We start from the raw sequence: 14,249 nt of genomic DNA on the forward strand, positions 1-14,249 counted from the left end.
CATGTGCGCTCGGCCCTATAACAACAAGGAGTCTGTGGTGCTGGCAACGGCGTTGGTGTTGGTCGCGGCTGTGTTGCACGCGATCTGGAATACCCTGATCAAGTTCAGCGGTGAGCGTTTGCTGGTCATCGCCTGCATGGACACGGTGGCGTTGGTGGTCGTGGCGGTACTGGTGGGCTTTGCGTCATTCCCGCCGCCGGAGATCTGGCCGTGGATTCTGGCTTCGGTGGCATTCGAGCTGGTTTACCGGGTGCTGCTGATTCGCGCGTATCGGGTGGGTGACCTGGGGTTGGTGTACCCGCTGATGCGCGGACTTTCGCCGCTGGTGGTGCTGGCGCTGACCCTGACCTTTGCGGGTGAAGTGCTGACGGGCCAGCAGATCATCGGCATTTTGCTGATCCCGTGCGGCATGGCCTGCCTGCTGTGGCAGGGAGGAGGCGGTGATCGCTTGCCGTGGTCGATGCTGCCGGTGGTGGCGCTGATCGGGTTGTGCATCGGCTGCTATACCTTCCTTGACGGTCAGGCTATCCGGCGCTGGCCGCACCCTCTGGATTATCTGGTGTGGGTCACGCTGCTCAGTGCCTGGCCGTTTCCGCTGCTGGCGATCACCCGCAGGCGTGCCGCGTTTGCACTGTTTTGGCGTACGCAATGGCGCTTGGGTGTGGCGGTGGGGGTTTGCGTACTGGCCAGCTATGCGCTGGTGCTGTGGGCGATGCAACTGGGCTCGATTGCCGAGGCGGCGGCCCTGCGTGAAGTCAGTGTGATCCTGGTGGTGTTGTTTGGTATGCGCTACCTCAAAGAACCTTTTGGCGGTCCGAGGCTCTTAGCCTGTGGGCTGGTGCTGATCGGCATGCTCGTGATGAAACTCTAAAAAGGAAATTCCAATGACGGTTGCCTTCTGGTGTGTACTGATTGCCTTCTGCCTGACCTACGTGTGCACCGCGTTTGCCAAGTTCAGCGATGGCAAGTTCGGGCCCAAGCAAAACCATGATCCACGTACGTATCTCGACAACCTTCAAGGTTTTGCCAAGCGTGCCCACAGCGCCCAGCTCAACAGCTTTGAAGTGACCCCGGCCTTTGCTGCGGCGGTGATCATTGCCGACATCGTAGGCAACGCCCAGCCCGTGACCATCGATGTGCTGGCGGTGCTGTTTATCACCAGTCGCCTGCTGTACATCATTTGCTACCTGGCCGACTGGGCAATCCTGCGCTCCATCGTGTGGTTTATCGGCATGGGGCTGGTGGTCAGCTTCTTTTTTGTGTCGATGTAACTTGATGAAAACCTGTAGCCGCTGCCGCAGGCTGCGACGGGTTGCGTAGCGACCCTCGGATGTTGAAGGTCCTGCGGCCCTTATCGCAGCCTGCGGCAGCGGCTACAGAGCAATCGGCGTTGCCTTTACTGCGGCAATGCCGCCCCTTTAGGCCACAGCAGCCAGATATTGCCTTTCTGTTTCATGTCGCCCGCAATCAGCCCTGCTTCAGGGCCGGTGCCAACGAAGAAGTCAGCCCGCACTTCGCCGGCAATGGCGCCGCCGGTGTCCTGGGCTGCCACCGGACGCACGATGGGCTGGCCGTCGGCTTGTGTGGTCGACAGCCACAACAGGCTGCCCAGCGGGATCACTTTGCGGTCCACCGCCACGCTGTAACCGGCCGTTAGTGGCACATTCAACGAGCCGCGCGGGCCTTCATTGCTGTCAGGGTTCTGGGTGAAGAACACGTAGCTGGGGTTGCTGGCCAGCATTTCGTGGACGCGCTGCGGGTTAGCCATAGCCCAGGCGTGAATGGTGCCCATGGTCACGTCTTCTTTTTTCAGTTCGCCCTGCTCAACCAGCCAGCGGCCAATCGGTTTGTACGGGTGGCCGTTCTGGTCGGCATAGCCGATGCGCAGCTGGCGGCCATTGTCGAGTTGAACCCGGCCAGAGCCCTGGATTTGCAGAAACTGCAGATCCATCGGATCGGTCAGCCATGCCAGGACCGGTGCTTCGAGGCCTTTGCTGTTAATGGTTTCTGCAGTGTCGTAAGGCTTGAGCACACGGCCTTCAAGGCGCCCGCGCAGGCGTTTGCCTTTGAGCTCGGGGTAGATGCTGTCCAGGTTGACCACTATCAGGTCGGGCGGTATGCCATAGATCGGTACATTGGCGGCCTGAGTCGGCTTGAGGCTGCCAGGGTAAACCGGTTCGTAGTAGCCGGTGATCAGGCCGTCGCTGGTGCCTTCGGCCGAGCGCAGGCTGTACACGTCGAGGTGCGATTGCAGGAAGTTGCTGATGTCGGCCACGCTCGGGCTGGCAGGCAAGGCGGCGGCATCGCTGCACACAGGGCCCCAGTTGGCGTCGGCCTTGAGTCGGGTACAGGCGCTGCGCCATGAAGCAAAACCGCTTTGCAGGTCGCTGCCCGTCACTTCGGGCAGTGCGCTCCAGTCAGCCTTGCTGTAGGTGGTGTGGGGCTCGGGTTTAGTGGCGTTTGTGTCCTTGTCGGTGCCATTGCAACCGGCCAGCAACATGACAACGGGCAAGGCCCAGGCCAGTGGCTTGAAAAATGTACTCATAGATGAAGTTCCTTCGAGGGTTGCCGAGGTCATCTGACCGTCAGGCAATCCTTGTATTCAATAGGGGTATTGGTCTTTGCAGGTGACGCGAGGATACTGGCGACCGAATTCCGTGACCTGAAGCCACCATGACTCTTAAAAAATGGACTGTTGTAGTGCTGGCCTGCCTGACGCTGTCGGCGTGTGGCGGGGTTGATCCCAATTCGCCGTTGGGCCAGCGTAAAGCGATTTTCAAGCAAATGCTAAAGACCAGTGAAGACCTGGGCGGCATGTTGCGTGGCCGGATCCCCTTCGACGGCCCGCGTTTTACCGAAGGTGCGATCAAGCTGGATGCTTTGGCTCACGAGCCGTGGAAGCATTTCCCTCAAGTCAAAGAGACCGATCAAACCAGTGCCACTGACGATGTGTGGCAAAAACAGGCGCGTTTTCAGGAACTGGCACGCCAGCTGGAAGCCGCTACAGGCGAGCTGGTTATCGCCAGCCAGATACAGCCTTACAAGGCCGGCAACCTGACGCCTGCGGTGCAGAAAGTCGAAGACACCTGCAGCGCGTGCCACAAGGAATTCAGGAATCACTGAGTAAAGATCAAAAGCCCCTCTCTCTGAGGGAGAGGGGCCTGGCGCATCACTTATCCAGTTGATCCAGCGCTTCCTGCAGTTCCTTGCGCGATTCGGCCAGCTTGTTTTTGCGCTTGTCGATTTTTTCCGGATCGCCTTTCTTCATGGCTTTGTCCAGATCAGCCTGACGCTTGCTGACTTCGTGCTTGGCTTCCAGCACCTTGTTTTCGCGTTCCTTGCGCAGGCCCGCGTCGGTGCAATGAGCGGTCACTTCGCTCAGGGCTTTTTCCAGGCCTGCCACCTGATTGTCGTTGCCGTGGGCACGGGCTTGCTCAAGTTGCAGGGTGATGGCTTGTTTCTTGGCAGCGCAACCGGTGAGTTCCGGTGCTGCATCAGCGGCCATCAACGGGGCTGCCAGCAGGCCGCAGACAGTAAAGAGGGCGAGCGGTGAAAGTAATTTCATAAATGGCTCCATGACAAAAGATGACGATTAAATAAGGTCAAAAAAACGCTACGCAAGCGTGTTTCGGTGGTACGAAACCGTGGATGTTAGCAGCATCCGTGCGCAAGCAATCCGCCGAGCGGTGGCCGCCAGCAGCAAAAAGCCCCGAACAGTCGCCTGTCCGGGGCTTTTGGTGCAGCAGGTTTAATTACAAACCGGCAGCAGCGCGCAGCTCTTCAGCGCGGTCGGTACGCTCCCACGTGAACGTGGTGAAGGTATCGTCGCCAACGGTCTTGATCTGCGGCGTGCGGCCGAAGTGGCCGTAAGCTGCAGTTTCCTGGTACATCGGGTGCAGCAGGTCAAGCATGGTGGTGATGGCGTATGGACGCAGGTCGAACACGTCACGTACCAGCTTGATGATTTTGTCGTCGGAGATTTTGCCAGTGCCGAAGGTGTTCAACGAAATCGAAGTCGGTTGAGCGACGCCGATAGCGTAGGAAACCTGGATCTCGCAGCGCTCAGCCAAGCCGGCAGCCACGATGTTTTTGGCAACATAACGACCCGCGTAAGCAGCCGAACGGTCAACCTTGGATGGATCTTTACCCGAGAACGCGCCGCCGCCGTGACGGGCCATGCCGCCGTAGGTGTCAACGATGATCTTGCGACCGGTCAGGCCGCAGTCGCCCACCGGGCCACCGATGATGAACTGGCCGGTAGGGTTGATGTGGAACTGGGTGTCCTTGTGCAGCAGCTCGGCTGGCAGCACGTGCTTGACGATCAGTTCCATCACGCCTTCGCGCAGGTCTTTGTACGACACTTCAGGGTTGTGCTGGGTCGACAGCACGATGGCGTCGATGGCTACAACCTTGCCGTCTTCGTAACGGCAAGTCACCTGGGACTTGGCGTCCGGGCGCAGCCAAGGCAGCAGGCCGGATTTACGGGCTTCGGCCTGGCGCTGAACCAGCTGGTGCGAGAAAGTGATCGGTGCTGGCATCAGCACGTCGGTTTCGTTGCTGGCGTAGCCGAACATCAGGCCCTGGTCGCCGGCGCCCTGATCTTCAGGCTTGGCACGGTCAACACCCTGGTTGATGTCAGGGGACTGCTTGCCGATGATGTTCATCACGCCGCAGGTCGCGCCGTCGAAGCCTACGTCGGAGCTGTTGTAGCCGATGTCGGTAATGACGTCACGAACGATCTGCTCCAGATCAACCCAGGCCGAAGTGGTGACTTCGCCCGCGATGATTGCTACGCCGGTTTTCACCAGAGTCTCGCACGCCACACGGGCGAACTTGTCTTCAGCAATGATGGCGTCCAGCACCGCGTCAGAAATCTGGTCGGCGATTTTGTCCGGATGCCCTTCAGACACGGACTCGGAGGTGAAAAGGGAGTATTCGCTCATCTCGACGGTTTCCTAATATTTACCGATGGTGAGTGTCGCCAGTTGGCCGCTGAAAGTGGCGGACCTGAATCTGGAAACCATTACGTAAGCCTACATAGAGGCTTTCCCCGGGAACGAGTCCCGCAGCGGTGGCCCAATGGGCCAGATCATCTTGTTCAAAACCCAGCCACAAATCACCGCAAGCCTCGCGGGCCCACGCCTGATTATGGCTGCACAACTCTGTTACCAGCAGGCTACCGCCCGGTTGCAGCAAAGTTGCCAGTTGCTTCAAAGCTTCGGCCGGTGCAGCGAAATGGTGCAAGACCATGTTCACGACCACGCAGTCGGCTTGCAGCTGTGCATCGTGCAGCGCGTCGGCCAGGATCAGGCTGACGTTGTTCAGTGACTCGCGTTCACACAGCTGGCGGGCCAGCTCAAGCATTACCGGGCTGTTGTCCAGTGCTGTGACCTGATGGAAGCGGCGGGCCAGGTCAGGCAAGAAGCTGCCATCGCCAGGGCCAACTTCCAGGGCGGTGGCCGCTGGATTGAAGCTCAGTTTATCGAGCAGCGTTAAAACACTGTCCCGGTATTGCGGCAAGCCGGCGATCAAATCCTGTTGAGCGCGAAACTTCTCGGCTATGCGAGAGAAAAAGTCCTGACTGGCGGCTGCACGTTGCTCGTGTACCGCGCTGATTCGCGCCTGTACATCGGCAGGCAAGGTCAGGTTATCGACCTCTTCCAGCAGTGCTGCATGCAGTCTGCCGCCCAGTTGTTCGGTGTGGGGCAGGGCGCGGCGATAAAAAATCGCATTGCCTTCGCGCCGTGTCGCTACCAGCCTGGCTTGAGACAGCACCTTGAGGTGGTGGCTCATCCCGGATTGGCCGGTTGCAAATATGTGCGTCAGCTCCAGCACACCAAACGAATCGTTGGCCAACGCGCGCAGCACGTTGAGTCGCAGCGGATCGCCTCCAGCCTTGCACAGGGCGGAGAGCTCGTCGCAATCGTCATGGCGGATTGAAGGCACGCGTAAGTTCATGGGGCCGCAGTCTAGTTACCCGCTCAAGCCCCCGCAAGTTCAATATCGAAAAGTTTTGATATTGGTCGATAAGTGGCACGTTTGTCGGATGGGATGTGCTTATTAACGAAATGAAATGTCCGATCCTCAACAGATTGACCGTCGGATCAAAGGAAAAACGTTTCAGCTGACTATCTGTCATTGCCCCGAAGGCGGTGCGTGAGGGAAAATGCTCGCCTTTTTTCCGTTTCGATTTAACTTTCAATACCCAGGAGAACAGCGATGCCCAGCCGTCGTGAGCGTGCCAACGCCATTCGTGCACTCAGCATGGATGCCGTGCAAAAAGCCAACAGCGGCCATCCAGGTGCCCCTATGGGTATGGCGGATATCGCCGAAGTACTGTGGCGCGATTATCTGAAGCACAACCCGAGCAATCCTTCGTTCGCTGACCGTGACCGCTTCGTGCTGTCCAACGGCCACGGCTCGATGCTGATCTACTCGTTGTTGCACCTGACCGGCTATGACCTGTCGATCGACGATCTGAAAAGTTTCCGCCAGCTGCACAGCCGCACCCCGGGTCACCCGGAGCTGGGCTACACGCCGGGCGTTGAAACCACTACTGGCCCGTTGGGTCAGGGCCTGGCCAACGCCGTGGGCTTTGCCCTGGCAGAAAAAGTCATGGGCGCGCAGTTCAACCGTCCTGGCCATAACGTAGTCGATCACCACACCTACGTTTTCCTGGGTGATGGCTGCATGATGGAAGGCATTTCCCACGAAGTTGGCTCCCTGGCCGGCACTCTGGGCCTGGGCAAGCTGATCGCGTTCTACGATGACAACGGCATCTCCATCGATGGCGAAGTAGAAGGCTGGTTCACCGACGACACGCCAAAGCGTTTCGAAGCCTACAACTGGCAAGTGATCCGCAACGTTGACGGTCACGACCCGGAAGAAATCAAGACCGCAATCGAGACTGCACGCAAAAGCGATAAACCAACGCTGATCTGCTGCAAGACCACCATCGGTTTCGGTTCGCCGAACAAGCAGGGCAAAGAAGACTGCCACGGCGCTCCATTGGGCCTGGAAGAAATCGCTCTGACCCGCACGGCGCTGAACTGGAACCACGGCCCATTTGAAATCCCGGCTGATATCTACGCCGAATGGGATGCCAAAGAAGTCGGTGCTGCAGTTGAATCCGAGTGGGACAAGCGCTTCGCTGCCTACGCTGCCGAGTTCCCGGAAATGGCAGGCGAGCTGTCCCGTCGTCTGAGCGGCAAGCTGCCAGCTGACTTCGATGCCAAGGCCAACGCCTACATCGCTGAAGTCGCAGCCAAAGGCGAAACCATCGCCAGCCGTAAAGCCAGCCAAAACGCCCTGAACGCTTTTGGCCCTCTGTTGCCAGAGCTGCTGGGCGGCTCCGCTGACCTGGCCGGTTCCAACCTGACCATCTGGAAAGGCTGCAAAGGCGTAACGGCTGAAGATGCCAGCGGCAACTACATGTACTACGGCGTACGTGAGTTCGGCATGAGCGCGATCATGAACGGCGTTGCTGTTCACGGCGGCCTGGTGCCTTACGGCGCGACCTTCCTGATGTTCATGGAATACGCCCGCAACGCCATCCGCATGTCGGCCCTGATGAAGCAGCGTGTGATCTATGTGTTCACCCACGACTCCATCGGTCTGGGCGAAGACGGCCCGACGCACCAGCCGATCGAGCAATTGACCAGCCTGCGTACCACGCCGAACCTGGACACCTGGCGCCCGGCCGATGCGGTGGAATCCGCAGCAGCCTGGAAGTTCGCCCTGGAGCGCAACGACGGCCCGTCCGCGTTGATCTTCTCGCGTCAGAACCTCAACCACCAAACCCGTGATGCCGGCCAGATCGCCGACATCAACCGTGGTGGTTACGTGCTCAAGGACTGCGCAGGCGAGCCTGAGCTGATCCTGATCTCGGCCGGTTCGGAAGTGGGCCTGGCCGTTCAGGCTTACGAAGAGCTGACCAAGCAGGGTCGCAAGGTACGTGTGGTTTCCATGCCATGCACCAGCGTGTACGAAGCTCAAGATGCAGGCTACAAGCAGTCGGTTCTGCCGCTGCAGGTTAGCGCGCGTATCGCGATCGAAGCGTCCCACGCAGACTACTGGTACAAGTACGTGGGCCTGGAAGGCCGCGTGATCGGCATGACCACCTACGGCGAGTCGGCGCCTGCGCCTGCCTTGTTCGAAGAGTTCGGTTTCACCCTGGAAAACATCCTGGGTCAGGCTGAAGAGCTGCTGGAAGACTAAGTAACAAAGCGGCTGCCCTATTCGCGAGCAGGCTCGCTCCCACAGGACTATGTAGATCCCTGTGGGAGCGAGTCTGCTCGCGTAAGTGTGAAGGATTCACCTTGGTAATCGAGAACCCCATGCCTCAACCGCGTCCTTACAAAGTTGCACTCAACGGCTACGGCCGGATTGGTCGTTGCGTCTTGCGTGCGTTGTTTGAGCGAGGGGCTGCTGCCGGGTTTGAAATTGTTGCACTCAATGATTTGGCCGATATGGCCAGTCTCGAATATTTGACGCGCTTCGACTCCACTCATGGCCGGTTCCCCGGCGAGATACGGATCGAAGGCGACTGCCTGCATATCAATGGCGACTGCGTGAAAGTGTTCCGCAGTGCCACCCCCGAGGGGATCGACTGGGCCGCGTTGGGCGTTGACCTGGTGCTGGAATGCTCCGGCGTTTACAACACCCGCGCCGACGGCCAGCGTTTTCTTGATGCCGGGGCTCCTCGCGTATTGTTTTCGCAACCGATGGCCAGCGACGCGGATGTCGACGCAACCATCGTGTACGGCGTTAACCAGCACAGCCTGACCGGCGAAGAGCGACTGGTGTCCAATGCCTCCTGCACCACCAACTGCGGCGTGCCGCTGTTGCGTTTGCTGGACCAGGCGTTTGGCCTTGAGTACGTGTCGATCACCACTATTCACTCGGCAATGAACGATCAGCCGGTGATTGATGCCTACCACCACGAAGACCTGCGCCGTACACGCTCGGCGTTTCAGTCGGTGATTCCGGTTTCGACCGGCCTGGCCAAAGGCATCGAGCGCCTGTTGCCGGAACTTGCCGGCCGAATTCAGGCCAAAGCGGTACGGGTGCCGACCTTGAACGTGTCGTGCCTTGATATCACCCTGACCACGGCGCGCGACACGGACGCCGCGGAAGTTAACCGCGTACTGCGCGAGGCTGCCACCAGCGGCCCGCTCAAAGGCTTGTTGGCATATACCGAACTGCCCCACGCCAGTTGTGATTTCAACCATGACCCGCATTCGGCCATTGTCGATGCCAGCCAGACCCGCGTTTCCGGCCCACGGCTGGTGAACCTGCTGGCCTGGTTCGACAACGAATGGGGTTTTGCCAATCGAATGATCGACGTGGCAGAGCACTATCTGCACGTTACCCACCCCAAAACTGCTCTCTAACATTAGAAACTCAGGAATTGCGACCCATGACCGTGTTGAAGATGACCGACCTCGATCTGCAAGGTAAACGCGTACTGATCCGCGAAGACCTCAACGTCCCCGTCAAGGACGGTGTAGTCACCAGCGATGCGCGCATTCTTGCTTCGCTGCCGACCATCAAGCTTGCGTTGGAAAAAGGCGCGGCGGTAATGGTCTGCTCGCACCTTGGGCGCCCGACTGAAGGTGAGTTTTCGGCTGAGAACAGCCTCAAGCCGGTGGCCGAGTACCTGAGCAAGGCCCTGGGTCGCGAAGTGCCGCTGGTCAGCGACTACCTCAACGGCGTCGACATCAAGGCCGGCGACATCGTGCTGTTCGAAAACGTGCGCTTCAACAAGGGCGAAAAGAAAAACGCCGACGAACTGGCCCAGCAATACGCTGCCCTGTGCGACGTGTTTGTGATGGACGCCTTCGGCACTGCCCACCGCGCTGAAGGCTCGACCCACGGCGTCGCCAAGTTCGCCAAGGTTGCGGCGGCTGGCCCGTTGCTGGCAGCTGAACTGGACGCACTGGGCAAGGCGCTGGGCGCCCCGGCCAAACCGATGGCCGCTATTGTTGCCGGCTCCAAGGTGTCGACCAAACTTGAAGTGCTCAACAGCCTGAGCCAGATCTGCGACTTGCTGATCGTGGGTGGCGGTATCGCCAACACTTTCCTGGCTGCTGCCGGTCACCCGGTAGGCAAATCGCTTTACGAACCTGATCTGCTGGACACCGCTCGCGCCATCGCCGCCAAGGTCAATGTGCCTTTGCCGACTGACGTGGTCGTGGCCAAGGAGTTCGCCGAAAGCGCCGTTGCAACCGTCAAGCTGATCGCCGACGTTGCTGATGACGACATGATTCTGGATATCGGCCCGCAAACTGCTGCGCATTTCGCCGAGCTGCTGAAGTCATCCAAGACTATTCTGTGGAACGGTCCGGTTGGCGTGTTTGAGTTTGATCAGTTCGGCAACGGCACCAAAGTTCTGGCCCAGGCCATTGCTGACAGCGCGGCGTTCTCGATTGCTGGTGGCGGCGACACGCTGGCTGCTATCGACAAGTACGGCATTGCGGACCAGATTTCCTACATCTCCACCGGTGGCGGCGCATTCCTTGAGTTCGTCGAAGGCAAAGTACTGCCTGCGGTTGAAGTGCTGGAAAGCCGCGCCAAAGCCTGATGGTGTTTCAGGCCCTGAAAGGAAGCATGGACATGGTCAAGTTGTTACCGCTGTTGATGGTCGCGGGCTTTTTGGCCGGTTGTGCCAGTTCCGGCCAGCCAGTGCCCGAGGCTGCAACCCCTGAAGAGAGTGGTTGCTACCAGGCTGACTGGCAGGCGCAAAGCGTGCCGTTGGTCAATAAACGCTCAGGGCCTGAAGCGCTGGAAAAGTACGAGTCGCCCAAAGCTTCACAAGAGCGCGGTTGCCCTTGATTTGAAATGCGGTCTACTTGTGGGAGCAAGCCTGCTTGCGAAAACTTGAGCGCGATGAGGCACATATACCGAATTGCCTGCATCGCGAGCAGGCTCGCTCCCACCTTTAGGTCGAGCAGCTATAGCTGGAGCTGTATCGTTTCAGCAAAATCGAATTCGCAAAATCGGGGCAAACCCCTGATCTGCAATAACTTGAATAGCAGCCGCCGCTACGGCAGGCTTGCACGATTAACGACCCTTGTCCGGGAGAGACACACACAATGGCACTTATCAGCATGCGCCAGATGTTGGACCACGCCGCCGAATTCGGCTACGGCGTTCCAGCCTTCAACGTCAACAACCTTGAGCAGATGCGCGCCATCATGGAAGCCGCTGACAAGACCGACTCCCCGGTGATCGTTCAGGCTTCGGCCGGTGCGCGCAAGTACGCAGGTGCTCCATTCCTGCGTCACCTGATCCTGGCTGCAATCGAAGAATTCCCGCATATCCCTGTGTGCATGCACCAGGACCACGGCACCAGCCCTGACGTGTGCCAGCGTTCGATCCAGCTGGGTTTCAGCTCGGTCATGATGGACGGCTCGCTGGGCGAAGACGGCAAAACCCCGACTGACTACGACTACAACGTTCGCGTTACTCAGCAAACTGTTGCTTTGGCGCACGCTTGCGGTGTGTCGGTTGAAGGCGAGCTGGGCTGCCTGGGTTCGTTGGAAACCGGCATGGCTGGCGAAGAAGACGGCATCGGCGCAGAAGGCATTCTGGATCACAGCCAAATGCTGACCGACCCGGAAGAAGCTGCTGACTTCGTCAAGCGCACTCAAGTGGATGCCCTGGCAATTGCCATCGGTACTTCCCACGGTGCTTACAAGTTCACCAAGCCACCTACCGGTGACGTGCTGGCGATCGACCGCATTAAAGAGATCCACAAGCGCATCCCGAATACTCACCTGGTGATGCACGGCTCGTCCTCTGTTCCACAAGAGTGGCTGGCGATCATCAACGAGTTCGGCGGCGACATCAAAGAAACCTACGGTGTGCCGGTAGAAGAAATCGTTGAAGGCATCAAGCACGGCGTGCGCAAGGTCAACATCGACACGGACCTGCGTCTGGCATCGACTGGCGCCATGCGTCGCCTGATGGCTACCAACCCGAGCGAGTTCGACCCGCGCAAGTTCTTCGGCGCAACCGTAACTGCCATGCGTGACGTGTGTATCGCTCGTTACGAAGCCTTCGGTACTGCCGGTAACGCTTCGAAGATCAAACCGATCTCTCTGGAAGCCATGTACCAGCGTTACCTCAAAGGTGAGCTGAACGCCAAGGTCAACTAAGACCCCCGGCGTTATAAAAAAAGCCCGCAGCGATGCGGGCTTTTTTGTGGGCGCGGGTTTTACGCGGACCGGTGTATTTGCTCGGGATCGACGCCGTTTGCCCTGAGCAGCGCATCCACCAGCGAGCGAGACATCTCGACCGAATGCACCAGCGACCACACCAGCCCGCGCTCAATGCCGCTGGCGAATACGGTGATTTCGTCCGAGACCTCTTCTGCGCTTTTGAGCATGAGCGATACATGGGACAACGCTTCTATCGCACGAATATCAGGCAGCACGGCAAAAGGTGATTTTGGGCTTATGAGGTGCGCCCGCGTGGGCTTGAGGCTGTCGAGAGAAGCAGGCGGGGCTAGTTGCAGGATGCCCAGGATTTGCCCGGTGGCGTCATCGTGCTGATGATCATCGCGCTCGATGCGGCTTGCTTTTGGATCGTCGGGCGGCGTCTTTTTCATGTCGGTTCCACGGGGATCATCGGCGACTGGTGAAGATAGCCCTGCGGCTTTCCGGGCTGCAAGTGGCGCTTGTGGACACCGGGTTTTCTCGGAAATGTCCGGCTTATGGCTGCGTAAAAGTCTGACGTGGGCGCTCAGGGAGTGAATTCGCTACACTGGCGCACTTTTACGCTGTGCGTTGGCGCCCATGACTGTTCTCAAATACCTCCAGGCTTACCCCCAGACCTTGCAAGACCAGGTGCGCCAAATGATTGAGCGCGATCAGCTGGGCAGTTACCTGAGCGAGCGTTACCCGCAGCGTCACGCGGTGCAAAGTGACAAGGCCCTGTACGCCTATGCGCAGGATATCAAGCAGGAACACCTGCGCAATGCGCCGTCTTTTGACAAGGTGCTGTTTGATAACAAGCTCGACTTGACCCACCGTGCGCTGGGTTTGCACACTGCCATCTCGCGGGTCCAGGGTGGCAAGCTCAAGGCCAAGAAAGAGCTGCGCGTAGCTTCGTTGTTCAAGGAGGCTGCGCCTGAGTTCTTGAAGATGATCGTGGTTCACGAACTGGCGCATCTCAAGGAGTCAGACCACAACAAAGCGTTTTACAAGTTGTGCGAGCACATGCTGCCGGGTTATCACCAGCTGGAGTTTGACCTGCGGGTGTATCTGACGTGGCGGGATATGCAGGGTAAGCACGCGGATTGATTTTTGTAGCCGCTGCCGCAGGCTGCGACCGAGCCCGAAGGGTTCGCGGTTCTAAAGAATGAAGGCCCTTCGGTCCTTATCGCAGCCTGCGGCAGCGGCTACACATTTCGAGTACCACTTGAACGGAGTTCTGAATGGACGTCAGTAAAACCAAAAGCAGCTTTTACCGGCGCTTGTACGTGGCCTGGTTGATCGACAGCCAGACCGCCAGCAGCGTGCCGGCACTGACAGAAGTGACCGGTATGCCGCGTCGTACGGCGCAGGACACCATTGCCGCCCTGGCTGATCTGGATATTGTCTGCGAGTTTGAACAACTGGACGGCGCCCGCAACCATGCCGGGCGCTATCAGATTCACAGTTGGGGCCCGATTGACAAAACTTGGGTCGGCGAGCACCTGGTGCAGATCAGGCAGGTGCTGGGCTATCCCTGAAGGGGCTTAGCCGCGGCGCATGCCAATGTGTGGGATGTCATCTTCAAGATAGATGTCGCCCTCGGCGCGAAACCCGTGTTGCTCATAAAACGGCTGCAAATGCGCCTGGGCAGAAAGGAACACGGGTTGCCCCGACCAGTACTCTTCGATGTTTTCCAGGGCCTGCTCGATCAGGGTATGCCCCAGTTTTTGCCCGCGACCTTCAGGGGCAATGATCACGCGGCCAATCACCACGTCACCGCCCTGGGAGTCCGGGTCCAGCACGCGGGCGTATGCCACCAGCTGATCGTCTTGCCAGCCCATCACATGCAGCGTATCGCCCGTCAGGTCTTGCCCGTCGACATCCTGGTAGGCGCATTTCTGCTCGACGACGAATACCTTTGAGCGCAACTCCAGAATGGCGTAGAGCTGTTCCTTGCCCAGGTCGTTGTGGTGTTTGCAGAGCCAGTCAGTGGTCACGGTCTTGTCCTTGTTGAAGAGGTGATGAGCCGATAGTAGGCGCGATGCTGACTGG

The 14,249-nt window shown here is 58.8% G+C and carries 16 protein-coding genes; 10 read left to right on the plus strand and 6 right to left on the minus strand.

Features of this window, described 5'->3' with window-relative positions:
• Nucleotides 1–37: 37 nt before the first annotated feature.
• Nucleotides 38–871: a DMT family transporter gene (locus BLW11_RS05635; protein WP_048361223.1), complete on the plus strand. Its 834-nt coding sequence runs from the start codon at nt 38–40 to the stop codon at nt 869–871.
• A 13-nt stretch (nt 872–884) separates the two neighbouring features.
• Nucleotides 885–1,271 (plus strand): MAPEG family protein, encoded by a 387-nt coding sequence (locus tag BLW11_RS05640; protein WP_019827989.1) that lies wholly within the window; start codon nt 885–887, stop codon nt 1,269–1,271.
• Between the two features lie 125 nt (nt 1,272–1,396).
• Here the strand turns inward: BLW11_RS05640 and mltA are convergent, their stop codons facing one another.
• Entirely contained in the window at nt 1,397–2,545 is a 1,149-nt protein-coding gene (gene mltA / locus BLW11_RS05645) for a murein transglycosylase A (protein ID WP_048361222.1), read from the minus strand.
• Between the two features lie 128 nt (nt 2,546–2,673).
• Between mltA and BLW11_RS05650 the strand changes: the two genes are divergently transcribed.
• Nucleotides 2,674–3,123, plus strand: coding sequence for a c-type cytochrome (locus BLW11_RS05650; RefSeq protein ID WP_048361221.1), 450 nt, complete (start codon nt 2,674–2,676; stop codon nt 3,121–3,123).
• Nucleotides 3,124–3,169: 46 nt separating this feature from the next.
• Here BLW11_RS05650 and BLW11_RS05655 read toward each other — a convergent pair whose 3' ends face one another.
• The 3 genes from BLW11_RS05655 to BLW11_RS05665 all read right to left on the minus strand — a co-directional run bounded on the left by BLW11_RS05655 (nt 3,170) and on the right by BLW11_RS05665 (nt 5,958).
• Nucleotides 3,170–3,565, minus strand: a complete 396-nt coding sequence (locus tag BLW11_RS05655) for a DUF1090 domain-containing protein (RefSeq protein ID WP_048361220.1) — start codon at nt 3,563–3,565, stop codon at nt 3,170–3,172.
• Between the two features lie 187 nt (nt 3,566–3,752).
• Nucleotides 3,753–4,943, minus strand: coding sequence for a methionine adenosyltransferase (gene metK / locus BLW11_RS05660; protein ID WP_048361219.1), 1,191 nt, complete (start codon nt 4,941–4,943; stop codon nt 3,753–3,755).
• Nucleotides 4,944–4,962: 19 nt separating this feature from the next.
• A complete protein-coding gene (locus BLW11_RS05665) occupies nt 4,963–5,958 on the minus strand; it encodes an ArsR/SmtB family transcription factor (protein WP_048361218.1) in 996 nt (331 codons plus the stop codon).
• Nucleotides 5,959–6,219: 261 nt separating this feature from the next.
• Here BLW11_RS05665 and tkt point away from each other — a divergent pair, with 261 nt between their 5' ends.
• From tkt to fba, 5 genes are all read left to right on the plus strand, one after another.
• Entirely contained in the window at nt 6,220–8,217 is a 1,998-nt protein-coding gene (gene tkt / locus BLW11_RS05670; protein WP_048361217.1) for a transketolase, read from the plus strand.
• A gap of 119 nt (nt 8,218–8,336) precedes the next feature.
• A complete protein-coding gene (gene epd, locus BLW11_RS05675) occupies nt 8,337–9,392 on the plus strand; it encodes an erythrose-4-phosphate dehydrogenase (protein ID WP_048361216.1) in 1,056 nt (351 codons plus the stop codon).
• Between the two features lie 26 nt (nt 9,393–9,418).
• Nucleotides 9,419–10,582 (plus strand): phosphoglycerate kinase, encoded by a 1,164-nt coding sequence (locus BLW11_RS05680; protein ID WP_048361215.1) that lies wholly within the window; start codon nt 9,419–9,421, stop codon nt 10,580–10,582.
• A gap of 32 nt (nt 10,583–10,614) precedes the next feature.
• The gene (locus tag BLW11_RS05685) at nt 10,615–10,833 is read left to right on the plus strand and encodes a lipoprotein (RefSeq protein ID WP_048361466.1); all 219 of its coding nucleotides are present in this window, start codon (nt 10,615–10,617) and stop codon (nt 10,831–10,833) included.
• A 260-nt stretch (nt 10,834–11,093) separates the two neighbouring features.
• The gene (gene fba / locus BLW11_RS05690) at nt 11,094–12,158 is read left to right on the plus strand and encodes a class II fructose-bisphosphate aldolase (protein ID WP_048361214.1); all 1,065 of its coding nucleotides are present in this window, start codon (nt 11,094–11,096) and stop codon (nt 12,156–12,158) included.
• A 59-nt stretch (nt 12,159–12,217) separates the two neighbouring features.
• Here the strand turns inward: fba and BLW11_RS05695 are convergent, their stop codons facing one another.
• On the minus strand, nt 12,218–12,610 hold the full coding sequence (locus BLW11_RS05695; RefSeq protein ID WP_048361213.1) for a hypothetical protein: 393 nt from the start codon (nt 12,608–12,610) through the stop codon (nt 12,218–12,220).
• A gap of 187 nt (nt 12,611–12,797) precedes the next feature.
• On the opposite strand from BLW11_RS05695, the gene BLW11_RS05700 reads away from it, so the two are divergent.
• On the plus strand, nt 12,798–13,304 hold the full coding sequence (locus tag BLW11_RS05700; protein ID WP_048361212.1) for a YgjP-like metallopeptidase domain-containing protein: 507 nt from the start codon (nt 12,798–12,800) through the stop codon (nt 13,302–13,304).
• 134 nt (nt 13,305–13,438) lie between these two features.
• Nucleotides 13,439–13,735 (plus strand): winged helix-turn-helix domain-containing protein, encoded by a 297-nt coding sequence (locus BLW11_RS05705; protein WP_048361211.1) that lies wholly within the window; start codon nt 13,439–13,441, stop codon nt 13,733–13,735.
• Between the two features lie 6 nt (nt 13,736–13,741).
• On the opposite strand, the gene BLW11_RS05710 is transcribed toward BLW11_RS05705, so the two are convergent.
• A complete protein-coding gene (locus tag BLW11_RS05710; RefSeq protein ID WP_048361210.1) occupies nt 13,742–14,194 on the minus strand; it encodes a GNAT family N-acetyltransferase in 453 nt (150 codons plus the stop codon).
• Between the last annotated feature and the right edge of the window lie 55 nt (nt 14,195–14,249).

It is taken from the genome of Pseudomonas deceptionensis (assembly GCF_900106095.1).
GTDB classification, from domain to species: domain Bacteria; phylum Pseudomonadota; class Gammaproteobacteria; order Pseudomonadales; family Pseudomonadaceae; genus Aquipseudomonas; species Aquipseudomonas deceptionensis.